Raw genomic sequence first — 22,943 nt, forward strand, 5'->3', positions numbered from 1 at the left:
AGGACAGGTTGATCTGACGGGCCTTCAACGTGAATATGGGTGAGCTTGTGTCCGTTCTTGTGAAGATCGGGGAAACCGCACTGCGGGCAGTTTGTGAGCGTGTACGTGAGTTCGGCGTGGATCACCATGTATTTCTTGCGGCCAGACCCTTTGCCGTGAAAATCTTCTCGAACGTCTTGAATATTAATATTTGTATCTGTAATTCCAAGCAATTTGCGTGTACCCTCTAATTGAGACATCTATTCCAACCTCGTTTATCTTTTGGTTTGGTCGCTTAAAGCATAACACTGGAGGGAGTAGGTGTTTTTGTGTTATCTAAAAAGGCCTAAAACTTCCAGCGTTGAAGTACTCTTCAACACCAAAAATTTTAGACCCGTTTCTTTGTGCTGAACGATTGTGGCAATTGAAGTATTCAATACCTTCTTCAACCAGTTTCTCGAGTTCTTGGAGAGTCTTAGGCATCGAATGACGATCCATCCAGCGCAATTTGAACTCATTCCACCAACGTTCCATTGGCGCATTATCGAATGGCGTGCCCGGACGAGACATGCTACGAGTTACATCGTAACGTGCAAGAAAATTATTGAAGGCGCCAGAAGTGTAAGCTGAGCCGCGATCCGTATGAATCAATGGATGAACGGCTCCGACACTATCAAATGCACGTTGGAACACTTCGATTTCCGCAGCTGAAGTTTCAGTGACGCTAAGATGGTGTGACAAGAGAAGTCGTCCATAGAGATCAAGAACGCCACTCAACCGAATTTTATATTCGCCGTTTGGACCAAATCTCAGTTCGGTCGAGTCGGACAACCAGACTTTATTAGGCGCATCCGTATCAAAATTTTGGTTTAAGGCATTGTCTTGGATGTATTGCTCACTAGCTTTTTGGCGACTGTGTTTTTTAACTCGAATTTGGCATTTCAATCCAAGTTCTCGCATCACTCGTCGAACCATTTTATGAGTAACTTCAAAAGTAATTGACTCGTCATGCTGAAGGTTGACTAACAGATTTCCAGCACCAATACCTTGATGATGGAAATCAAACCAGTGTTGTGTCCGTTCCTTGAGCCGACGATCGCGGGCTTCCCAAGCCGTTTCTTCTCGCTTTAATCCTTTGTAGTAAGCCTGCCGGCTTACTCCGACAACAGCTAATAACTTGGTAACTGCACCGCGCTTGCCTTGACTGGTCTCTTTAATTGCGAGGTAGGCCTGTCGATGTTGTTTATTCACCCCTTGCGCTGGAGTTCCAGCAATTTTTTTGCGAATTGTTCCACCAATTCTTTGTCTTTGAGCTCAGCTTCGAGCTGGCGAATACGAAGGTTTGCTTTATCGAGATCAGTTAGTTCTGACTCATCTTTGTGGTGGCCACGATTATCAACGAGAGCCTCATAACCGCCATTCTTTGCCTTAAGCACCCAAGACCGTGCTTGTTGATATGAAACTTGAAAATGCTTAGCGGCTTCAGTGTATGAGTGCTTGTGTTTTACCACATACTCAACGACTTCGATTCGCTCTTCGAAAGTTGTCTTCTTACGCATAGTGGGGACCTGCTTTCTGGACGGCGATGCCGTCAAAGGTTTGTCTCCATTATACGTATCAAGCCACGTCTTTGCTTGAGCAACGTTGCGTAATCCATACTTGTTTGCCAAGTTCTCTAGCGTACCTTCGCCATTCAGATAGGCAAAGACAACAGTTTCCTTTAATTCCTTGCTGTAGTGAATATTCTTCCTTGCTTCCTCCAATCCTTCAAGGCCATCTCGTTCGTAACGCAGCGACCAACGTTTAAGTGAGTCCTTACCAATGCCATGTTGTCTTTCAAAAGTGGCTCTGGGTAAATCCGACTCCTTAAATTCCTCGAGCAATTTAAGTTTCTCAAGAGCCGTGAACTTAGATCTGGACATACAAAAATCCCTCCATAATCATCAGATGAATTATTGTATTTCATCTGACAACCATAAAGGGATTATCGCAGTCATCCATCATGACGGTTATTTTTTTTGCGCAACTCACAAAAATAGGACCACAACGGGCCCTATCACGTATTTATTTAGTCACGTAAATAAAGAGATCACTGGTGGAAAAGCCAATATTGAATTTCACGCCATTGCTGGTAATGGTGTCGATGGTCGTCGACCCTTTACCCGCTTTTTTGATCGCTTTGCTAAAGGCTTTGCCGACTTTTTTGGCATCGGCGCCAGTGGCATTGGCGATCAGGCCAAACTGGGTGCCAAAAGCAGTTTTGGCTTTTTTGTTTTTCATGGCTTTAACTGATACCACATCCGTGATCGCGATCAATTGACCATTTTGCACGTTCAAGCGTAATTTACCGCCATTAGTCGACAACACTTGCTTCAACCCATCAACGCTGGTTGGCAATTGGCTGGACTTGGTCGCTTGTTGGGCTTTCACCATCGCCGCTTGCAGGGCTTGTTGTTGCTTGGCATAAGCGGCTTTTTGCGCTGGGGTCATCGTGGCTACGGCATTCGGATCCGCTTTTTGCGCCGCGGCGAGTTGGGCTTGGATATTTTTGGGTAAGGCCATGCCCACAATGGCTTGGTTATATTTGGCCGCGATCGTTTTGTACGTACCAAGCGGTTTTGCCGCTTTGACGCTGACGGATTTGCTTTGCCCATTTGCGCTTAATTTAACCGTTTGTTTTTGGTCGCTCATTGGCACTGTGACCACATAAGACCCAGAGTTGACCTTGCTGGTGCCACTTGTGGTCGGGGCTTGATACTTCACCGTTTTGCTACCGGCTTCGCCTTTGATCACAGCCACCATGCCAGTGGCTTTGTAAGTCGTTTTGTTCGTGGTCAATTGCTTGCCGCAAGCACTTAAGCCGAGCAATGCGGACATCGCAATGGCCAAAAATGCGATTTTTTTCATGTTTCAAACACCTTTCATCGTCAATCTGAATTCAACCATACACTTGTGAATGAAAGTTTTCAATTCAAATGTGACTAGGTGTCACATTTTGGCGACCACCTGAAAATTGTGATCAACAGTCGCCTCGATCACCGGATGTGCCCGTAAATAATCAGCGATCAATTCCGTCATGTCTTTTTGGTTTTCACGGATCACTTTACTTTGGCCAAACATGGCAAAATTGCCACCGCCACCAGCGCGATATTGATTGGCGACGACTTCATAGCTGGCTTGCGGCTGAATCGCTTGGCCGTGATAAGTGAGTGCCACCACCCGCTGCCCTACTGGCCGGCTGATATCCAACACATAATCGATTCCTTGATACATATCATAGTTATAATGTTGCGGCTTGGGATGTTCAAAGCGTGGCGTCACCATCAACTGCCCATTGGCATCCAAGGAGAAATATTCAGCGTTTTGTTCCAAGGCCGCTTTCAGATCCGTACCGGATAACTTCAACACGGCTAGCGTATTGGGATACACATAATTAGTCACCACATCGCGCATGGTGATCGTTTGGTTGAACCCGCGCCCATCATTCGTAAACAGCGCTGTGCCCGAAATATCCGTGCCAGTCGCCGCCATTTGCACTTTGTTGATGAACTCAACATAAGCAGACTCGTGGATGCGCGCTTGCCACGCTGACGTCAGTGACATATCACCATTGACATGACCCAGAGGTGAATCCAGCCAGTTTTCAACCGCATCATTGGTGCCAGCGACTGCTTGTTCAACCGCCGCATGCAAAGGCGCAGTCCCGGTTTTAAGCAATCGAGCGGTGCTGTTGATCACTTGCCAGCCATCAGCGCTGGCTGCAAGATCCAACCCGATCTCCCCAACATTGGCGCCGCGATAACCTGGTTGCGTCACTGGCACGCCATTGACCACCCCAGCTAACTCGCGATGCTGATGGCCGGTGACTAAGGCATCGACGCCTTTGATCTGCGTCAGCTGATAGCCGACATTTTCACCAGTCAGCTTTTCGGTTGGTTGACCAGTCGTCAAGTCCCGTTCAAACCCACCGTGATACGCGATCACCACCACGTCGGCGAGCTGATGCAGTTTCGGCACCCAAGTTTTGGCCGTCTCGACCGCTGAAGCAAACTCGAGTCCTTGAATATTGCTGGGACTTTCCCAATGGGGAATGTAGCTTGTGGTCAACCCCAACACCGCAATTTTGACGCCGCTTTTTTCAAACAACTGATAGGCTTGACCAAAAGCCGGCTGGCCATCACGCAAAATATTGGCACACACGATGGGATAATTCAGTTGCGAAATCGCTTGTTGCAAATATTCGGCACCATAGTTGAACTCGTGATTGCCTAATACCCCAGCGTCATAGCCGACTGCATTATAAGCGGCGGTCAATTTTGTTGGGTCTTGGGCAATGCGCGCGGCATAATAAGCCAGCGGTGAGCCTTGTAGCCAATCACCGTTTTCAATGGTCAATGTGTTGGCATCACGATGTTTTGCCAACACATTGGCGGCTCGCGTCAAGCCAAACGGCTGATGTTGATCACGTTGCGCATAATTTGTCGGCAAGATAAAACCATGAGTGTCACTAGTCGAAAAAATCGTCAGTCGCATGTTATGCCTTCTTTTTGGCCGTTGGCGTCGGGGCAACCGCCGCAACCATTGATTCCACTAACAGTTTCTCTAAGACAGCATTGATCGCCAAGCTGACCATCGCACTTTGGATCTTGGTGGTATCTTCTTTGTTGACTTGATTGATGGTCACGTCACCAGTGAAGTCGGAATTGGCTTGTTGCACTGCGGCAATAAAGGCCAAAATAAACGCATCGAAGGCTTGTGGCACTTGGCGGTCGACTAGTTGGTAATTGATCCCATTGGCAATGGTATCCAAGCTAAACACTGGCTTGAGCATGGCGATCACTAAAATGTTGGCCAGCTGAGCTTTTTGATATTTCTTTTTGATCGGCGCTTTGATCACGCCTTTTTTGACATAGTTATTGACCATGGTCGGCGTTAGCGCATCCAGACCTAATGGCACAATGGCTTCATTGACGAATTGCACCACTTGATCCATATACAGATCAAATTGCGGCAGATCAGACCAGCGTGGTAAGCGCGCTTGTTGCAGCTTCGCTAAATACTCTTGAAATTGCGGTTCAGACATTTGATCACCCTCCGCATTCAGTATACCATGACAACTGGTTTTTGAAACTACCTCCCACACGATTGAAGACACATTAGCCTGAAATGACCCATTTCAGTTTGACGGCACAAAAAAATACCAACCGGCTGGCTGGCATTTTTAATTAAGCGTTAGCGTTGTCGCTTTTGACCACTTGGGCACCTTTGTAGTAACCCTTTGGAGAAACGTGGTGAGAAACGCGATATTCGCCGGTCGTGGCATCAAATTGTAAGTTAGGAACGTTCAACTTGATATGGCCGCGGCGCATACGCTTTTTGGTCTTAGATGTTCTGCGTGCTGGAACTGCCATGGCGGAAAACCCCTTTGTATTAGATTTCTTTTCTACTATACCGGACTAGCCGAAATTTGCAAGACAAAATTCAGCCTCCGATGCATTGGATAGTATGAGACTATCACAGCAACATTTATCTTACTAGAAAATGGCCGTCAAGGCAAGACCTTAACAGCACATTTTCAAGATTACGCCTCAACTGACGGATTGACCTGACTAGAAAACGTTAATTGGCCGGCATCAACGCCTAAGGTCACGGTACTGTTTGGCAAAATATCCCCGGCGATCAACTGCTTCGCCAGTGGCGTTTCGACCACATTGGTGATCAAGCGTTGCAACGGCCGCGCGCCGTATGCCGGTTCATAGCCTTTATCCGCCAGCCATTCTTGCGCCGCTGGTGTCACCGTCAACGTGATGTCTTGGTCTTGCAAGCGAGTATTCAAGTGATCCAAGTCTTTCATGACGATTTTTTCAATGTCAGCCAATTGCAAGGGGTTGAACATGATAATGTCGTCGATCCGGTTCAAAAATTCTGGTTTGAAATGACTTTGGATCATTTGCATCACTTGTTGCCGGCGCGCATCGGTGATCTTGCCATCTTGTTGCATGCCATCAAGTAAGGCTTCAGACCCTAAATTAGAGGTCATGATGATAATGGTGTTTTTAAAGTTCACGGTGCGGCCTTGACTGTCAGTTAAGCGGCCATCATCTAGGACTTGCAGCAAAATGTTGAACACATCTGGATGGGCTTTTTCGATTTCATCTAATAAAACGATGGTATACGGGTTGCGGCGCACCGCTTCAGTCAGCTGCCCGCCTTCTTCATAGCCGACATACCCAGGCGCGGCGCCGACTAAGCGTGAGACGGAGATCTTGTCCATATATTCAGACATATCGATACGCACCATGTGTTTTTCTGAATCAAACAAGCTATCAGCTAAAGTTTTGGCTAATTCGGTTTTCCCGACGCCAGTGGGACCTAAGAATAAGAAACTCCCTAGCGGCCGGCTTGGGTCTTGCAACCCCGCCCGCGAACGCAACACGGCATCAGCAACGGCTTGTACTGCGGTATCTTGGCCAATGACGCGTTGATGCAAGTTGTCGGCTAAGTGGATCAACTTTTCGCGATCGCCTTGCACCAACTTGGCCACTGGGATCCCAGTTTGCCGCGAGATCACCGCCGCGATCTCTTGTTCAGTGACAGATTCTTGCACCAACCAAGCGTCTGGGCGATCGGCTTTTTCCAAGTCTTTCAATTCTTGTTCCAATTGCGGGATCGTACCGTGTTGCAGACGCGCCGCAGTTTCGAGATCATATTTGGCTTGGGCATCCTCCAGCTCGTGTTTGGCTTTGTCAATTTCAGATTTCTTGGCGTTGACTGCGTTGATGTCTTTTTTCTCAGCGTCCCATTGGGCTTTAAGGCGATTGGTTTCTTCTTTCAAGTCAGCCAATTCATGTTGTAATTGGGCCAAGCGCTTCAACGACGCAGGATCGGATTCTTTGGATAAAGCTTGCGCTTCGATCTCCAGTTGCATTTGTCGCCGTTCGGCCACATCTAACTCCGTCGGGCGCGAATTCATTTCCACATTGATATTGGCGCTGGCTTCATCTACCAAGTCGATGGCTTTATCTGGCAAAAAGCGATCAGTGATGTAGCGATCAGATAACGTGGCCGCTGCCACCAAGGCCGCGTCGTGAATGCGCACGCCATGGAAAATTTCAAAGCGCTCTTTCAGGCCACGCAAAATCGAGATCGTGTCTTCGACCGTTGGCTCTTGCACCAGCACTTTTTGAAAACGGCGTTCAAGAGCTTTGTCTTTTTCAATGTTTTCACGGTATTCGTCTAACGTGGTGGCGCCGATCAAATGTAATTCACCGCGCGCCAGCATCGGCTTCAACAAATTACCAGCGTCCATGGCGCCTTCCGCTTTACCAGCGCCGACGATGGTATGGATCTCATCGATAAACAACAAGATCTGCCCTTGTGATTGTTGGACTTCTTTGAGCACTGCTTTAAAGCGTTCTTCAAATTCGCCGCGATACTTAGCCCCAGCCAACAAGCTGCCCATATCCAACGAAATAATGGTTTTGTCTTTAAGGTTATCAGGGACATCTTGGCGCACGATGCGTTGGGCCAAGCCTTCAACAATAGCCGTTTTACCGACCCCAGGCTCACCGATCAGCACTGGGTTGTTTTTAGTTTTACGCGACAAAATGCGGATCACATTGCGAATTTCCTCATCGCGGCCAATGATCGGATCCATTTTGCCAGAACGCGCTTGCTTGACCAAATCAGTGCCATATTTCTTCAAGCTTTGATAGTTGTTTTCGGCATTTTTGCTGGTGACTTTGGCCCCACCGCGCAACTTTTCGACGATTTGGCGTAACTTCTTTTCGGTTACGCCATTATCAGTCAAGTATTTGGTGATCGGCGAATATTTTTGATCGAATAACGCCAAGATCACGGCTTCCGTGGCGATATACTCATCACCTAATTCACCGCGAATGCGATCTGCTGCTTGCATCAACTGATACAAGTTTTGACTCATATTTTGCCCATATTGGGTGTTGCCTTCCACCACGGGTTCATCGTCTAAGGCTTTGTCAATGGTGGCATTTAAGCCGTCCAGGTTCACGCCAGCCGTTTGGAAAACTTGCGTGGCAAAGGCGTTGGGCTGCACTAAGCTTTTGAACAATTCTGGAATATCGATTTCTTGGTGATGGCGCACTTGCGCGACTTGTTGGGCTTGGGCAATGGCTTCAGTCACCGCTTGGGTGAATTTATCTGGGTTCATAACGTTGCTCCTTTACTGTGATTGGCTAGCTTCATTATACCAAGAATCAATTGGTCAAAAAAGGTCAAAAATAGCAAACTTGCTTGTGCCTGCGACTGATTTTAGGCTGAGACTTTAGCCTGAGCATCAAAAAAGCTCAAGCGACAGCCGCTTGAGCTTTGGTCATTAATGTTTGGAAGCATCGTCTTTGTGGCCCCAACTTTTTGATCCCAGCCATGCGATCACCGCGCCGATCAAAACCGATACCACGATCACCACGATCAGCGGCCAATGCACCATCGCCCCAAAAAAGTTGACGGTGACGGTTTGCCCATTTAACAAAGCAAAAATGATCAACACCAAAGTCAATACGATCCCGACGATCAAACGCTGTTGTTGTTTCATTCCATTGCCTACTTTCGATTAAACACGCCACCAGCCAACAGATCTCCGACATGTGGCATCAAGGTATAGCCTTTGGCCGCCAGCGCCATGAACCAAGGTGCATTGATCTCGCGCACTGAATGCCCCATCACCTGCACGATCCGCCAAGCCAAGCGGTTAGGGTCTAAGGCGATCGCTTGCACGCGATGTTGATAAGCAGTGGCTTTGGCCACGTTGAAGAAATTGGTATTGATCGGGCCAGGATTGACCGTCGTCACTTTGACGCCAAAAGGTTTTAATTCCAAGCGCAGCCCATTATCAAATCCGACCACGGCAAATTTCGTCGCCGCATAAACAGCAGATTTTGGCGTGGCCATCAAGCCTGCCATCGACGCGACATTGATGATGTGCCCAGCATGCTGATCGATCATCAATCGTCCAACAACTTGAGTCAAGTACATCAACCCTAACACATTGGTGGCAAACATTTGTTGGATCACCTTAAAGTCGGTGTCTAAGGCATTTTCAAATCGACCAAACCCAGCAGCATTAACCAACACATCCGGCACCCCGACTTGCGCTTGGAGGCGTTTGATCATCGCATCGATACTGGTGGAATCGGCGACATCCACGGCATACGCAAAAGCGGGCCGGCCAGATAACGCCGACGCTTGCGCTTGCACGGCGCGCAACGCGTCAAGCCGCCTGGCCAATACCACCACAGTGGCGTGCTTGCGCGCAGCTTGCAAGGCGATGGCTTTGCCTAAACCTGAAGAGCCGCCGGTGACCACCACGATTTTATTTGTCAGCATGGCCAGACTCCTTAGCAAACGGCACATCGATAGCTTCTAAATCATGCACCACATGGGTATTGGCGAACACTTTTTGCGCGGATTTCTCCAACATCGTCACGCCTTTGCCTAAATACCGCGCTGAAATATGGTTCAGCAACAGTTTCTTGGCCCCAGCATCTTGCGCCAAATGCGCCGCTTGCAAATTCGTTGCATGGTAATATTGCCGCGCAAGCTTGGCTTCATCAGGTCCAAAGGTACTTTCGTGCACCAACACATCCACGTCTTTGGCCAAACTCAAGGTGTGAGGCGTTTTGCGGGTGTCGCCTAAAATAGCTAAGGTACGCCCAGGTTGCGCTGGGCCGATGAAGTCTTGCCCATTGATCTCACGACCATCTGGCAACGTGACGGTTTTGCCAGCTTTCAGTTGACCATAGATCGGCCCGCTGGGGATCCCAGCAGCTTTGACTTTGTCGACTAACAACACCCCTTCATGGGCTTTTTCTTCGATGCGGTAGCCAAAACTCAAGATCCGATGATCCAACGTATCAAAGGAAACTTTGAAGGTGTCGTCTTCAAAAATCACCCCAGGGTTGGACAGCAGCTTGAAATTCAATTTATATGGCAAGCGCGTTTGGGTGACTTGCAAGCTAGTGCGCACGAAACGTTCGATGCCTTCAGGGCCATAGATCGTCAGCGCTTCTTCGCCGCCTTGATTGGCCCGACTCGCCAAAAACCCTGGCAAGCCGAAAATGTGATCACCATGTAAATGGGTGATAAAGATCTTGGTGACTTTCCGCGGGCGGATCGCCGTTTTTAAGATCTGGTGCTGCGTGCCTTCGCCGCAATCAAATAACCATACCTCATTGCGTTCATCTAGAAGCTTCAAGGCTAAGCTTGAAACATTGCGCGTTTTGCTTGGTGAACCAGCGCCGGTCCCTAAGAATTCGATTTCCATGGTGTCCTTCCTTCATAAGTACTTTGATTCTGTATTTGCGTTCATCGATGCCGATTTGAAGCCCTGTGAGCCCAACACCTGTTGGAACCCCCGCCAGCGCGCTTTGGTTGCGCATCCCATGCACTCACCTCGCGGATGCCAAGATGCTCACTGGGCAGGTTGCCGCTAATAGGTATTGCATACTAGTCCCAAGGGTTAACGCCGGCACCGTTTTGTGATCTTCATTACAACAAATCAGTATACCATACCCACCCAAGGCACAAGAAAACGGGACCTGAAAAGCTGTCCCGTTTTGGCATTATTGGACCAAAGATTTCACGATCAAGCTGGCGTAATAAGGATTACCGGTTGGATTCATGTGCACTTGATCGCGGTAAAACCACTCTGGATGGCCGTTGGCGGTATCATACCAATCGATCACATGCAAATTATGATATTGTCCGGCTTTTTGCTTTAACAAAGCGTTGACTTGGTTTTGCCAAGTGCGCGTTGGCACATGCACATTGACCCAATAAACTTGCCGTTGGTCACCAATGATCTGCATCATTTTGTCAAAGTCACCGCCAGAAAACGGGCCATTGGTCCCTAACCCGATCACCACATCACGGGCTAATACCCCAGTATTGGCATAGTGCTGCACCGTGCTGATGGTGGCAACCATTTGCCGAGAAACGCCAGCATCCACAAACGCGTGCGGCATCAATTTTTGTAGCAATGGTTTGCCGTCAAGCATCACCGAATCCCCGATTGCAGTGACTTGCAAGGTTTGCGCGCGTTGCAATTGCACTTGCGTCAACCCATAGCGTTCAAACTCAGCATTGACTGGGTGCGTTTTGGCTTTGGATTCAGCCGCGGCGCTTTGGGATTGCGACAAACTCAGCGACTGTGACCGGTTTTGGGCCGCTTTTAAGCTGGCAGAGTTTTGCTGGCGCGCCTTTTTTTCGGCGGCTTGTTGTTGCTTGGCGTCTGCTTTATTTTTTTGTAGCTGTTTGGCTAAAGGCGACGCATCAGCAGTCGATTTGGCCGACGGGGCCATCACGATGCCCACACTACCAAGCACCAAGATCAATGCCGAAAAAATCGGCACGATGCGCTTGGCCCCATGGGTGCGGCCATGCACCAGATCCGCCAAAAATGCCCCAGTCTGGCGATAGTCAAAATGAGCCAGCGGCGTTTCAATATAGCGATAGCTCAACTCGCTGATCACCAAGATCAACAAGGCTTCAACCACCGGATAGACAAACGGGTGATCGGCGATATTGCGAAACCGTGATTCAAAAAAGATCATCACCGGAAACTGGTACAAATACAAGCCATATGAGCGCTTGCCGATCCAAGAAAACAGCGGATTAGACAACAAGCGATCAAAATGTGCCCCAGGATGAGCCACAACGGCAACCAGCAACGTCGCCAGCAAGGAAAATAAGAACATCCCGCCTTGATACAAAAAGGCCGATTGCGCATCCAACGTCATGACCAACACGATCATTCCGATCCCAGCAACAGTGCCGATGCCGTCAAGCAGGCGACTTTGTTGTTGACCGATATGTTCTGACAGGTGCATCGAAGGCCAAATGAAAGCCAACGCCGCCCCGAGCAAAATCGAAAAAGCACGGGTATCCGTCCCATAATACAACCGGCTAGGATCCGCTTGCGGTCCAGTCATGGTGAGATGATACAAAATAAACATCCACATGGCCGATACCACTGCCGTGAGCATCACAATATTGAAAATGCGCCCACGGTTTTTGACCAATAGCACCAATCCTAACACGACCAGCGGCCAGACCAAGTAATACTGCCCTTCGATCGACAACGTCCACAAATGCGTAAACGGGGACTCATTGTTGGCAAAGCGGGTGAAATACGACTCGCCATGCGCGATTTGAAACCAGTTGTACACGTAAAACAAGTTGGACAACACCATTAAGTGCAAATTATGCAACAAGTTATGTGCAAATAGCGCAATATACGCACTGGTCGCAAACAACACCGCGATTAAGCCTAGATATAGCCGCCGGATCCGCTTGAGGAAAAAGGCCTTAAAGTCGATCGAACCGGTTCGATCCAGTTGCATCAACAGGCCATCGGTGATCAAATACCCAGACACCACCATAAAGATCGGCACCCCGAGATACCCGCCGCGAAAAATATCCGGCCGCAAGTGATACAAGATCACCATTAATACGCCAAGTGTTCGCAACCCATCAAAGCCTGTGATGTAACGCCTTGGTTTACTGCGTTTCATCGCCAAATCAACACCCCATTACGATTTACTCCACAAATTCAAAGGTGAAATCATCAATGGCGACCAAATCACCTTGTTGTGCCCCTGCTTCACGCAAAGCGTCATCAACACCCAAACGCCGTAATTGCCGCGCGAAGCGAACCACACCATCATCATGATCAAGGTTTGCCATGGCAAAGGCCCGTTCAAGCGCTTTGCCTGACAAAATGAACGTCCCATCTTCATCGCGTTGTACCTTGATTTTATCCGCATCAGCAATGAACTGGTAATCCACTGGTGTTTCAGATTTCGGTGCAAACGCTGGTGCAGATTGCAAAGCGACACTAGTTGCATGCATCAGGTCTTGCACCCCAGTATGGGTGATACTGGAGATCTCAAAAATATCTGCGGCTTTGACGCCTTCTTCAAGCAATTGCGCTTTAAACGTGTCAAAGCGTTCTTGAGCACCTGGCAGATCCAATTTCGTCGCCACGACCAATTGTGGCCGTTGCAAGATCGTGTCATCATAAGTGGCCAATTCTTGGCGGATCTGATGATAATCATCGATCGGCTCACGTCCATCATCTGGATCCATTTCAACTAAATGCAAAATGACCCGCGTGCGTTCCACGTGGCGTAAGAATTGCAGCCCTAAGCCGACGCCAGTTGACGCCCCTTCGATCAAGCCAGGCAAGTCCGCCATCACAAAATCGTTGCCATCATCGAGCTTGACCATGCCTAAGTTTGGCACCAACGTGGTGAATTGGTACGCGGCGATCTTCGGCTTGGCTGAAGTGACGACTGACAGTAAAGTGGATTTCCCAACCGATGGGAAGCCCACTAACCCAACATCAGCCAATACTTTCAATTCCAGTTGGACATAACGGTGCACCCCTGGTTCGCCATTTTCAGCGATTTCTGGGGCGGTATTTTTTGGTGAAACAAAGTGGATATTACCACGCCCACCGCGACCACCACGGGCGACGACTAATTCTTGACCAGGTGCGGTCAAATCACCGATCACTTCATGCGTGTCCGCATCAGTCACAGTCGTGCCAGCAGGTACCGCGACGCGCAAGTCTTCGGCTTTGCGCCCATACATTTGCTTGCCTTGGCCGTTGCCACCGGACTTGGCTTTGAAGTGGCGTTGATAACGAAAATCCATCAACGTGCGCAAGCCTTCATCGACATAAAAAACAATACTCCCGCCACGGCCGCCATCGCCACCTGCAGGCCCGCCAAAAGGCACGAACTTTTCATGACGGAACGCGACCATTCCGTCGCCACCTTTTCCGGCTTGTACTTCAACTGTTACCTGATCGACAAACATTTAGATCCTCCCGGGATGCCTTTTGCGACAATCCATTCATCTTATCCGAAATACGCCAACGTTGCAATGTTGGCATGCTGTCATTAGTATACCAGAAAACCCGAACGCGGCAAGGGAAGGAAAAACCAACCAAGCACCTGGCGTCATAAAAAAAGCTCGCCACGTTAACCATCACGTCGCGAGCCAAGAAAATATTGGTTAAGCTTCAACCATGCGAAAACCACTCCATGGTTTCAAATAACTTAATAAGAACAATTCATCTGGATGCACATGGCCGACGACATTGACGCGGCCATCATTAGGCATGGCTTGTAAGGCGATTTGGGTTTCGCCTTTGTATTGACCATAGCCGTTGTTGTCGATCAGCACATCCCCGCGCTTGATTGCCACGGTGTGATGCGGCGCAAAATCGCGGTCAGCATACTTGACCCGTGTTTGGGTCGAACGCAGTAAATATTCAGACGCATCCCCACGATAAGCATGCGGATTGTCAAACAACAACTCTTTATCTAACGCTGTGGCTTGCGCATCTGGCACCACTTTTAATACCGGATAAGGCGCCGTAAACGCCGCATGCGCGGCTTGCAATTCGGCTTCGCTGGCATAAGCGTTGCCAATGATAATGTCATCGATCGTGCCTAATAATAGGTAATGTTTCACCTGAGTGGCGATCGGCAATTCCCGATGTGCTTCCAGCGAACACAAGCCGTCTTGCGTTGGCCATGGTCCAAACGTCGCGGCTTGTGAGTTGATGAAAGCCGCCGTATTCAAGTTATAATCGGTGAACATTTTTGTGGCGCGATCAAAAAAGGCTTGCCCTAAACCGGAAAAACGATGCGGATAAAAATTATGCGAGCCTAATAAATTCTCCCGGTTAGGATTGAAGCTCATGATGTTATCGATATAATGCGTGCCTTGCGACATGTTGACTTCGATTTTGATGCCAAACGCATTGCGCGTCATCGCTGCTTCTTCAGCACCGGTGAATCCCAGATCCAAGCGAACCCCGTAAGCGCCAAGATCATGGAAGAATTGTAAGTTGTCATAAGAAACCCCGAGTTGTTTGAACAAATCGGGATTGATGTCGACCATCACTTCCATGCCTAATGCATTGGCTTTGGTGATCACCTTCTTAAAGCCGGCGACGACTTGATCTTGGTCCCCTTTGATTTCGAGTAATGACGTGAATACGCGTTTAAAGCCGTTTGCCGCAGCCAGTTCAAGATACGCTGCGTCTTTTTCATATGTGGACCGTTCGGGATAAACCGAAACACCTAATTTGCCCATAAAGCATTCCCCCTTAATACCAGTAGCGTACCATATTTGTACCCACAAATGAAAGGGGTTGCAGTAATTTGTGGGTACAAAAATATAATTGAACGTTTGTGAACGACTTTTTGAACGTTTTTGAAAGAAAAGGCTTGCTTTTGACCGTTCAGCGCGTATACTAATGGTTGTGAGGTGAATGGAAATGCTTACAGAAGAACGACAGCGCTTTATCTTGGAACAGCTCGAACAAACCCCAGTCGTGAAATTAAAAGATCTCATGACGGCCCTTGGCGCTTCTGAGTCGACGATCCGCCGAGACTTAGGTGAACTCGAAGATGCCGGTAAATTACGCCGGATCCATGGCGGTGCTGAACGATTAGCCAAAATGCAAAGTGAACCTAGCGTCCATGAAAAAGCGGCCCAACACTTAGCTGATAAAGCGGTGATCGCCAAGTCTGCTGCCGCAATGGTCCCAGCTCATGCTTGTATTTTCTTAGATGCTGGCACCACCACGGCGCAAATGATCCCAATGCTTGCTGGCCGCGACATCACCGTGGTGACCACCGGCGTGGATAACGCCTCGGCATTAGCAGATGCTAACATCGAAGCTTATATCCTTGGCGGCAAGATCAAATCGGCCACCAAAGCGACAGTTGGCGCCGAAACCGTCAACAGCTTGCAAAAACGCCATTTTGATTTCGCCTTCTTAGGCACTAACGGCATTCACCCGAAATTTGGCTTGACCACCCCTGACGCTGAAGAAGCAGTGGTGAAAACCACTGCGATCAACCAAGCCCACACTGCTGTGGTATTGGCTGACGCGAGCAAATTCGGTGAAGTTTCCAACGCCTTATTTGCCAAAATCAATCAAGTAGTGATCTTAACGCCATCACTTGCACAATTATCTCCGGTTTACGCCGATTATCCCAATATTCAGGAGGCATAACATGCTTTACTCCATTACTTTAAATCCTTCCATCGATTACGTCATCGGCTTATCGAAGTTGAAACTTGGCTTAGTCAATCGCTTGGCCACTGATCACAAGCTGCCAGGCGGCAAAGGCATCAACGTGTCGCGCATCTTGCAACAACTGGGGCTGCCTTCTGTCGCCTTAGGCTTTGCCGGCGGGTTTACCGGCAAATTTTTACAAGCGCGACTGCAAACTTTAGGGGTCGCCACTGACTTCACGAAAGTCGCCGATGACACCCGGATCAATGTCAAACTCAAAGCCGATCAAGAAACTGAACTTAACGCCGCTGGCCCCACGATTCGCCCAGATGAAGCCAAAGCATTTGCGTCAAAGCTCAAACATCGCCTGCAAAAAGGTGATGTTGTGGTGATGGCAGGTTCCTTACCAGCTGGATTGCCAGAAACCTTCTACCGCGATTTGATTCCAGATATTCAAGCTGCTGGCGCCGATTTTGTCATCGACACCACTGGCCAAGCGTTGCGAGACACCTTAGCGGATCACCCTTATGTGGTCAAACCTAACCATCACGAATTAGCAGACTTGTTCGGGGATGCCGAATACCAAAGCTTAGCGGAAATCGCAGAAGCTGGCCGCCGATTGCTGGACCTCGGCGCCCAGCATGTGCTGGTGTCAATGGCAGGCAAAGGGGCGCTGATGATCACCAAAGACGCCGCATATCATGGTTTTTGCGAACCGGGCGTTGTGAAAAACTCCGTTGGCGCTGGGGATTCCATGTTAGCGGGTTTTACCGGCACCTTGGCGCAAAGCGGCTCTGCCATTGAAGCTTTCAAAATGGCGTTAGCTTGCGGATCAGCGACTGCGTTTTCAATCGATTTAGCCGACAAAGCCAAGATCGACGCGGTTTATCAAACGATTACCATCGAAAAACTCTAGGAGGACCTCATGGACATTCGAGAATTACTACTAAAAGACGTCATGATCATGGATCTCAAAGCCACTGATAAAGCTGGCGTGATCGATGAAATGACAGCCAAATACCAAGAACAAGGCATTATCGATGATTTGGACCTTTACCGCGCCGACATTTTAAAGCGCGAAAGCGAATCCACCACGGGTATCGGCGATGGCATTGCCATGCCCCATGCCAAAGACGCGGCAGTCAAACGCGCCACGGTCTTGTTTGCCAAAAGTGACGCCGGTGTTGATTTTAATGCCTTAGACGGCCAACCGGTGCATTTGTTCTTTATGATTGCGGCTCCCGAAGGCGCCAACAACACCCACTTACAAGCCTTAGCCGCTTTAAGCAGCTTGTTGATCAATCCTGATTTGGTGGCGGCTTTGAAACAAGCCAAAACGCCTGATGACGTCCAAAAGCTCTTTGCTGATGCCCAAGCGGCAAAAGACGCCAAAGAAAAAGCACAAGCGCAAGCCGAAGCGGACAAAACCCAACCAGCCGCAACTGTGGCCACGCCAGCAGATCGTCCCTACATCGTGGCAGTCACGGCTTGCCCAACTGGTATCGCCCACACTTACATGGCTGAAGCGGCTTTGAAGGAAACCGCCGAAAAAATGGGTGTGGACATCAAAGTCGAAACCAACGGCTCTGAAGGCGTCAAGCACTTATTGTCCAGTAGCGAAATCGCCAAAGCCAAAGGCGTTATTGTCGCTGCCGACAAAAAAGTTGAAATGGCGCGTTTTGATGGGAAGCATTTGTTGAATCGCCCAGTCATCGACGGCATCAAAAAGCCTGAAGAACTGATCCAAGCCACTTTGGATGAAAAAGGCGCGATCTATCACGCTGAAGGCGGCGCCATTGCTGCTAGCGATGACGGCGAACAAAAAAGCACTTGGAACAAGATCTACGAAGATCTGATGAATGGTGTTTCCAACATGTTGCCCTTTGTCGTTGGCGGCGGGATCATCATGGCCTTGAGTTTCTTATTTGAAAACTGGTTTGGCGCCCACTCCATGGCGTTCACCTTCACCAACAACTTGGGTAACTACGCCTTTTCCTTCTTGGTGCCAGTATTAGCCGCATATATCGCGGTTTCCATCGGCGATCGTCCGGCGTTGATGCCAGGGTTTGTCGGCGGGTACATGGCCACATTAGCCGCCGCTTCAGTGGTCAAAGCCCAAAATCCTGCTGGGTTTATCGGTGGGTTAGCCGCCGGGTTCATTGCCGGTTGGATGATCGTCGGTTTGAAAAAAGCCTTTGCCAACTTGCCGCATTCCTTGGATGGGTTAAAAACCATTTTGATCTATCCAGTGATCGGCTTGGCTTTAATGGGCTTGATCATGTTCTTCATTGTCAACCCGATTTTTGCGGCGCTTAATGGCGCGTTGATCGGCTTTTTGGAAGGCATGGGCACTGGCAATGCGATCATCGTCGGGGTGATCTTAGCCGCGATGATGTCCATCGACATGGGCGGTCCTTTCAACAAAGCGGCTTACACCTTTGCCATTGGGATCTATCAAGCTTCTAACTTCAAAGATGGGCGCTGGATGGCTGCCGTCATGATCGGTGGGATGATCCCACCGTTGGCCATTGCCATCGCTTCAACCTTCTTCCCAAAGAAGTTTACCGCCACTGAACGCAACTCTGGTTTAACGAACTATGTGTTAGGTTTGACCTTCATCACTGAAGGCGCGATCCCATTTGCTGCCACTGATCCGGTGCACATCATCGGCTCTTCTGTGATCGGCTCGGCCATTGCCGGCGGGTTGACGCAATTGTGGCATGTCAACGTGCCTGCCCCTCATGGTGGCATCGTGGCGTTGGCGTTGACCAATCAAAAGTTCGGCTTCATTATGTCCTTAGTGATCGGGGCAGTGATCGCCGGAGTCATCTTAGGTATTTGGCGTCCTGTTGCCAAAGAAAATGCCTGATTTGATCAACACGAAAAATCCACCTTCAACGAGGTGGATTTTTTTCGTGCTCAGTGATGATCATGCTGATCGCGGTGGCTGTGGCGCTGGCCGCGATGATGATCGGCAAACCATTCTTGCAGTCGGGCTTGTTGCTCAGGCGTGGCGCGCCCATAACGTTGCAAAAGCCGCTCACGCTTTTTCGGGTCGATACTTTGATCTAACCAGCGTTGCCAATTCACTGCTGAAGTGGCGTCTGCATCCCCTGGCGCAGAGGGGTTCATGATCGCTTGTTGGGCTTTGCGGAAGTCTTTCATTTCGCTAGTGTTGAAGCTGGCAACATCTTCTTGCTCCGCTTCAGGCAAGGTTTCCACGTCATACATTTCTTGGCGCGCTCGCGCATTCAACAAAAACATCAAAATCGGATAAGCCAAGTAAAACACCAATGCGACTCTAGGAAAGACCCATGCCACGACCAACGCCAAGGTCGCCAAAGCATCCAACCACAAATTGGCATTGCCATAGATCTTGCGATAAACCTTTTGCATCGCGGATTTGTCTGTATATTGCAAGTGCACGATCAGTTTGGACAAATGGCGAAACATCAAGTTGACTAACAGTTGCAAAGCCCCATACGCGAGCACCGTGATCTTTGTGGTATTGGCAGTCATCATATTGGTAAACAGCGGGATCAATGCCAAAAAGGCCAAAAATAGCAAATCGCTGATCACGATACGGTAAGTCATGGTTTCAATTTCTGAAAACACTGCCGCATGCTGATACCAAATATTAGCCACAAAGATGAAGCTGATCAAAAAAATACCGATATGTTTGCCTAAGATCAAATAATTTGCCCAAGAATCATGTAACACCGGTTCAATGCTCAAGACCATAATGGTGATGATCACCGCCATGATCGCATCGGCAAATGCATCGAGGCGATTTTTAAGTTTTTCCATGTCCATACTCCTAATTTCTATCACGGGGTATTCTACGCGCAAAACCCATGGCGCGCAAGCCATCAGCAAAACCGCCACGATTTCAATCAAACGAAATCGTGGCGGTTTTGGTTTTATTCCCCTTGCAGCGAAACTTTCACGGCTTGCGCCACAGCTTTCGAGATCCCTAATGCTTGAATGTCTGCCACACTGGCGGCTTTGATGTGGTTGAGGGTCTTGAATTCTTTGAGCAACTTGACACGCGTGCGCGGCCCAACGCCATTGATGGTTTCCAACCGCGACGCTAACGAATTCTTGTTGCGCAACTGCCGATGGAAGGTGATGGCAAAACGGTGGACTTCTTCTTGGATCCGCTCCAACAAATAAAAGCCTTGCGACTTAGGATCCAAGTCGCGGGGTTCATCCCAATCGCCAAATAGCAACGCGGCCGTTTTATGCTTGTTGTTTTTCACCATGCCAGCGACAGGAATATCCAAATTCAACTCGTTTTCCAAGACATCTTTGGCCGCATTCATTTCGACGGTGCCACCATCCATTAAGATCAGATCTGGCAAAGCAGCATGTTCTTTCAGCAAGCGGGTATAACGCCGGCGGATCACTTCGCGGGTGTTGGCATCTTCATTGGCAGAATGGTCGCCTTCATCTTGGGCCAGTTTATATTTGCGATAGTTGTTTTTTTCCGCTTGCCCGTCGACATATTGCACCATCGCCGATACCGGGTCAGCCCCTTGAATATGTGAATGGTCAAAGGCTTCGATCACATGCCCATGAGGCAACCCCAGCGCATCAAAGATCTCGTTGTTGGCGCCAACGGTGGTGCGATTGTCTAATTCCAGCAAACGGAATTTCTCTTCCAGTTTCAGTTGGGCATTCTTATGGGCCAGATCCATCAGCGACTTTTTTTCGCCACGCTTGGGTACGCGCACTGGCACATCCAGCGTCGACTCTAACAGATCAGCGTCAATGCCTGCTGGGACCAACACTTCTTTGGGTTGCACCGCATTTTTGCGCTGATAAAACTGCAAAATAAACGATTCGAATTCTTCGTCAGCCTCACCAGTGATGGGAAACAGTCGGCTTTCGCGTTTCATCAGCCGTGCCTGGCGAATAAAGAAGATCTGAATGGACATCCAGCCTTTGTCCATATAAAAATTGAAAATATCGCGCTGAGTCTTATCGTTGGAAATGATCTTTTGCTTTTCAACGGTGATGTCGATATATTTCAGCTGGTCGCGAATTTCGGCAGCGCGCTCGAACTCAAGGTTTTCAGCGGCTTGCGTCATCCGATGGGTCAATTGCTTCACCACTTTGGCGGTGTTACCGTCTAAGAAACTTTTGATCTTGGCGATTTGCGCATCATATTCGGCTTGCGGCACTTCTCGCCAGCACGCCCCGAGGCATTGCCCCATGTGATAATACAAACATGGCCGACCTTGATACCCATTACAGCGCCTTAAGGGATACACTTTTTGCAAAAAATGCATGGTTTCTTGGGCGGCGTAAACATTGGGGTATGGGCCAAAGTAATACGCGCCGTCTTTTTTGATATCTCCAGTGATCTCCATTTTGGGATCGCGCTCATTGGTGATCTTGATATACGGATAGCCGGTGCCTTTTTTCAACTTGATGTTGTAGTAAGGTTGCCACTTTTGGATCAAGGTGATTTCCAGCAAAAACGCTTCTTTATCACTAGATGTCACAATATAATCAAAATCGGCAATATTGGCCACTAATTGCGCCGTTTTGCCGTCGTGTGAGGACTTGAAATAACTGCGAACGCGGTTTTTCAAGTTCTTGGCTTTGCCCACATAAATGATCTTGCCATTGAGATCTTTCATTTGATAACTGCCCGGCAGATCTGGCAACAAAGCTAATTTGTGTTCAATGTGTTCTGACGCCATAGTTCCTCCCACAAACAATTGTTTGCTTACTATTGTACTCAATTCCTCAAGCTGCCGCAACCTGCAGGCGCCACGCCAACAGCGCCAAGGCAAAGCTGACGATGGTGATCCCCCACAAGCGCCATTCAATGTTTAAGCCACTAAAAAGCAGCGGTGACACCAATTGACCAGCAAATACCATTGCGTAGCCAACATTTAATGCATGGTCGCGGTCAATCGGACGCGCCTGAGCGATCACTTGCTCATTGAATACTGGCATCGCCAACGCCACGCCAACACCGGCAAAAATCATCGCTAGCCATGGTTGCCGAGCCAACAGCAACCCACCACCGATCGTCAAGACGACAAAAACACTGACTAATTTAGCGGTTGGCGACCAATGGATGCGCGCATAATTCATCCCCACCACCAACCCCACCGTTGCCACCCCTGCCATTAAATAACCGGCATGGGTGGCATCAAGATCATGTAGCCAGCTTTGAAAGTAAAATGGCACCGTGGTAGGAAGCACAAAGTATAGCGCGTTCCAACTGAGATTCAAGCCATAACTAGCCACCAAAGCCCGCGTCAACCGAAACGGGGCCGTTGCCTTAGCTGCCTCATGTGAGCGTTCAGGCAACCAACGCCAGATCAGCGCCAGTGGGATCACTGCCATGCTGTAAAGACCAAACACCCAATGCCAATCCGCTACCTGCAGCCACCCAGCCAGCGTCACGGCACTAATGGTCCCAGCAGACGTCACGGCTGAAGCCCACCCCAGCATTTGCCGGCGCGTTTGAGTATCAGGATAATGTTCGCCGATCAAGCTGATCGCCGGGCCTGCAAACAAACTCAACCCTAATCCCGAAACTAAGCGAGCCATTGCCAAGCCCACAAATGGCATCGGCACCATTGGGCTCAACCCCCCAGCTAAATAAATCAATAAGCCCACTAGCACTTGTTGCTTTTTATTTCCTGGCAACTTGCGCATAACCGCCAACATGATCAACAAGGTCAAAGACGGCAATGTCAACAGTGATTGCAGCCAAAATGCTGACACCTGCGGGTAACTTTGTTGGATCGCCGGTAACGCCGGTGCCAGTATCGCCCCAGTCAACACCGTGAAAAACGATAACGACAAAATGGCAACTTTTTTCATGAGACCCTCCGAATCCCTGCTCCCCCAAGCTTTTGGGTTTATT

18 protein-coding genes and 2 pseudogenes are annotated in these 22,943 nt (G+C 49.1%); 3 read left to right on the forward strand and 17 right to left on the reverse strand.

The window, feature by feature from the left end:
- The 14 genes and pseudogenes from ACKTSG_RS01235 to ACKTSG_RS01300 all read right to left on the reverse strand — a co-directional run.
- A pseudogene (locus tag ACKTSG_RS01235) lies at positions 1-239 on the reverse strand (ISL3 family transposase); the annotation flags it as partial.
- Positions 240-315: 76 nt separating this feature from the next.
- Complete coding sequence (locus ACKTSG_RS01240; RefSeq protein ID WP_407891172.1) at positions 316-1,230, reverse strand: IS3 family transposase; 915 nt, start codon at positions 1,228-1,230, stop codon at positions 316-318.
- Positions 1,227-1,901 carry a helix-turn-helix domain-containing protein gene (locus tag ACKTSG_RS01245; protein ID WP_057707346.1) on the reverse strand — a complete coding sequence of 225 codons (675 nt, stop codon included), beginning with the start codon at positions 1,899-1,901 and terminating at the stop codon, positions 1,227-1,229. Before ACKTSG_RS01245 ends, ACKTSG_RS01240 begins: the two co-directional genes overlap by 4 nt.
- A gap of 142 nt (positions 1,902-2,043) precedes the next feature.
- A complete protein-coding gene (locus ACKTSG_RS01250; protein WP_407891174.1) occupies positions 2,044-2,886 on the reverse strand; it encodes a hypothetical protein in 843 nt (280 codons plus the stop codon).
- A gap of 81 nt (positions 2,887-2,967) precedes the next feature.
- Positions 2,968-4,512 (reverse strand): bifunctional metallophosphatase/5'-nucleotidase, encoded by a 1,545-nt coding sequence (locus ACKTSG_RS01255; protein ID WP_407891176.1) that lies wholly within the window; start codon positions 4,510-4,512, stop codon positions 2,968-2,970.
- Between the two features lies 1 nt (position 4,513).
- The gene (locus ACKTSG_RS01260; RefSeq protein WP_407891178.1) at positions 4,514-5,062 is read right to left on the reverse strand and encodes a DUF1836 domain-containing protein; all 549 of its coding nucleotides are present in this window, start codon (positions 5,060-5,062) and stop codon (positions 4,514-4,516) included.
- A gap of 142 nt (positions 5,063-5,204) precedes the next feature.
- A complete protein-coding gene (rpmF, locus tag ACKTSG_RS01265) occupies positions 5,205-5,390 on the reverse strand; it encodes a 50S ribosomal protein L32 (protein WP_125706895.1) in 186 nt (61 codons plus the stop codon).
- 170 nt (positions 5,391-5,560) lie between these two features.
- Positions 5,561-8,167 (reverse strand): ATP-dependent chaperone ClpB, encoded by a 2,607-nt coding sequence (clpB, locus tag ACKTSG_RS01270; RefSeq protein ID WP_407891180.1) that lies wholly within the window; start codon positions 8,165-8,167, stop codon positions 5,561-5,563.
- A 198-nt stretch (positions 8,168-8,365) separates the two neighbouring features.
- Positions 8,366-8,551 (reverse strand): annotated as a pseudogene (locus tag ACKTSG_RS01275) (lipopolysaccharide assembly protein LapA domain-containing protein); the annotation flags it as partial.
- A gap of 8 nt (positions 8,552-8,559) precedes the next feature.
- Positions 8,560-9,342, reverse strand: coding sequence for an SDR family NAD(P)-dependent oxidoreductase (locus ACKTSG_RS01280; RefSeq protein WP_407891182.1), 783 nt, complete (start codon positions 9,340-9,342; stop codon positions 8,560-8,562).
- The gene (rnz, locus tag ACKTSG_RS01285) at positions 9,329-10,279 is read right to left on the reverse strand and encodes a ribonuclease Z (RefSeq protein ID WP_407891184.1); all 951 of its coding nucleotides are present in this window, start codon (positions 10,277-10,279) and stop codon (positions 9,329-9,331) included. The genes ACKTSG_RS01280 and rnz overlap by 14 nt, the downstream gene beginning before the upstream one ends.
- A 298-nt stretch (positions 10,280-10,577) precedes the next feature.
- Entirely contained in the window at positions 10,578-12,527 is a 1,950-nt protein-coding gene (locus tag ACKTSG_RS01290; RefSeq protein WP_407891186.1) for an acyltransferase family protein, read from the reverse strand.
- A gap of 25 nt (positions 12,528-12,552) precedes the next feature.
- Positions 12,553-13,836 carry a GTPase ObgE gene (gene obgE / locus ACKTSG_RS01295; protein WP_407891188.1) on the reverse strand — a complete coding sequence of 428 codons (1,284 nt, stop codon included), beginning with the start codon at positions 13,834-13,836 and terminating at the stop codon, positions 12,553-12,555.
- A 198-nt stretch (positions 13,837-14,034) separates the two neighbouring features.
- Complete coding sequence (locus ACKTSG_RS01300) at positions 14,035-15,123, reverse strand: DUF871 domain-containing protein (RefSeq protein ID WP_407891190.1); 1,089 nt, start codon at positions 15,121-15,123, stop codon at positions 14,035-14,037.
- A 184-nt stretch (positions 15,124-15,307) separates the two neighbouring features.
- Between ACKTSG_RS01300 and ACKTSG_RS01305 the strand changes: the two genes are divergently transcribed.
- From ACKTSG_RS01305 to ACKTSG_RS01315, 3 genes are read left to right on the forward strand one after another with little or no spacing between them, the layout of a single operon-like run.
- Positions 15,308-16,051 (forward strand): DeoR/GlpR family DNA-binding transcription regulator, encoded by a 744-nt coding sequence (locus ACKTSG_RS01305; RefSeq protein WP_407891192.1) that lies wholly within the window; start codon positions 15,308-15,310, stop codon positions 16,049-16,051.
- 1 nt (position 16,052) lies between these two features.
- Positions 16,053-16,970, forward strand: coding sequence for a 1-phosphofructokinase (pfkB, locus tag ACKTSG_RS01310; RefSeq protein ID WP_407891194.1), 918 nt, complete (start codon positions 16,053-16,055; stop codon positions 16,968-16,970).
- Between the two features lie 9 nt (positions 16,971-16,979).
- Positions 16,980-18,923 carry a PTS fructose transporter subunit IIABC gene (locus tag ACKTSG_RS01315; protein ID WP_407891196.1) on the forward strand — a complete coding sequence of 648 codons (1,944 nt, stop codon included), beginning with the start codon at positions 16,980-16,982 and terminating at the stop codon, positions 18,921-18,923.
- Between the two features lie 50 nt (positions 18,924-18,973).
- Here the strand turns inward: ACKTSG_RS01315 and ACKTSG_RS01320 are convergent, their stop codons facing one another.
- The 3 genes from ACKTSG_RS01320 to ACKTSG_RS01330 all read right to left on the reverse strand — a co-directional run bounded on the left by ACKTSG_RS01320 (position 18,974) and on the right by ACKTSG_RS01330 (position 22,900).
- On the reverse strand, positions 18,974-19,861 hold the full coding sequence (locus tag ACKTSG_RS01320) for a TMEM175 family protein (protein ID WP_407891198.1): 888 nt from the start codon (positions 19,859-19,861) through the stop codon (positions 18,974-18,976).
- Positions 19,862-19,974: 113 nt separating this feature from the next.
- Positions 19,975-21,762, reverse strand: coding sequence for an excinuclease ABC subunit UvrC (gene uvrC / locus ACKTSG_RS01325; RefSeq protein WP_407891200.1), 1,788 nt, complete (start codon positions 21,760-21,762; stop codon positions 19,975-19,977).
- Positions 21,763-21,808: 46 nt separating this feature from the next.
- A complete protein-coding gene (locus tag ACKTSG_RS01330; protein WP_407891202.1) occupies positions 21,809-22,900 on the reverse strand; it encodes an MFS transporter in 1,092 nt (363 codons plus the stop codon).
- Between the last annotated feature and the right edge of the window lie 43 nt (positions 22,901-22,943).

Origin of the sequence: Lacticaseibacillus salsurae (genome assembly GCF_045862175.1) — a bacterium.
GTDB lineage: Bacteria > Bacillota > Bacilli > Lactobacillales > Lactobacillaceae > Lacticaseibacillus > Lacticaseibacillus salsurae.

What these genes read in the sequence shown, in the direction of transcription:
- ACKTSG_RS01245 (WP_057707346.1), bottom strand. Translation starts at nt 1,901, where the DNA reads ATGTCCAGATCTAAGTTCACGGCTCTTGAGAAACTTAAATTGCTCGAG.
- ACKTSG_RS01250 (WP_407891174.1), bottom strand. Translation starts at nt 2,886, where the DNA reads ATGAAAAAAATCGCATTTTTGGCCATTGCGATGTCCGCATTGCTCGGC.
- ACKTSG_RS01255 (WP_407891176.1), bottom strand. Translation starts at nt 4,512, where the DNA reads ATGCGACTGACGATTTTTTCGACTAGTGACACTCATGGTTTTATCTTG.
- ACKTSG_RS01260 (WP_407891178.1), bottom strand. Translation starts at nt 5,062, where the DNA reads ATGTCTGAACCGCAATTTCAAGAGTATTTAGCGAAGCTGCAACAAGCG.
- rpmF (WP_125706895.1), bottom strand. Translation starts at nt 5,390, where the DNA reads ATGGCAGTTCCAGCACGCAGAACATCTAAGACCAAAAAGCGTATGCGC.
- clpB (WP_407891180.1), bottom strand. Translation starts at nt 8,167, where the DNA reads ATGAACCCAGATAAATTCACCCAAGCGGTGACTGAAGCCATTGCCCAA.
- ACKTSG_RS01280 (WP_407891182.1), bottom strand. Translation starts at nt 9,342, where the DNA reads ATGCTGACAAATAAAATCGTGGTGGTCACCGGCGGCTCTTCAGGTTTA.
- rnz (WP_407891184.1), bottom strand. Translation starts at nt 10,279, where the DNA reads ATGGAAATCGAATTCTTAGGGACCGGCGCTGGTTCACCAAGCAAAACG.
- ACKTSG_RS01290 (WP_407891186.1), bottom strand. Translation starts at nt 12,527, where the DNA reads ATGAAACGCAGTAAACCAAGGCGTTACATCACAGGCTTTGATGGGTTG.
- obgE (WP_407891188.1), bottom strand. Translation starts at nt 13,836, where the DNA reads ATGTTTGTCGATCAGGTAACAGTTGAAGTACAAGCCGGAAAAGGTGGC.
- ACKTSG_RS01300 (WP_407891190.1), bottom strand. Translation starts at nt 15,123, where the DNA reads ATGGGCAAATTAGGTGTTTCGGTTTATCCCGAACGGTCCACATATGAA.
- ACKTSG_RS01305 (WP_407891192.1), top strand. Translation starts at nt 15,308, where the DNA reads ATGCTTACAGAAGAACGACAGCGCTTTATCTTGGAACAGCTCGAACAA.
- pfkB (WP_407891194.1), top strand. Translation starts at nt 16,053, where the DNA reads ATGCTTTACTCCATTACTTTAAATCCTTCCATCGATTACGTCATCGGC.
- ACKTSG_RS01315 (WP_407891196.1), top strand. Translation starts at nt 16,980, where the DNA reads ATGGACATTCGAGAATTACTACTAAAAGACGTCATGATCATGGATCTC.
- ACKTSG_RS01320 (WP_407891198.1), bottom strand. Translation starts at nt 19,861, where the DNA reads ATGGAAAAACTTAAAAATCGCCTCGATGCATTTGCCGATGCGATCATG.
- uvrC (WP_407891200.1), bottom strand. Translation starts at nt 21,762, where the DNA reads ATGGCGTCAGAACACATTGAACACAAATTAGCTTTGTTGCCAGATCTG.
- ACKTSG_RS01330 (WP_407891202.1), bottom strand. Translation starts at nt 22,900, where the DNA reads ATGAAAAAAGTTGCCATTTTGTCGTTATCGTTTTTCACGGTGTTGACT.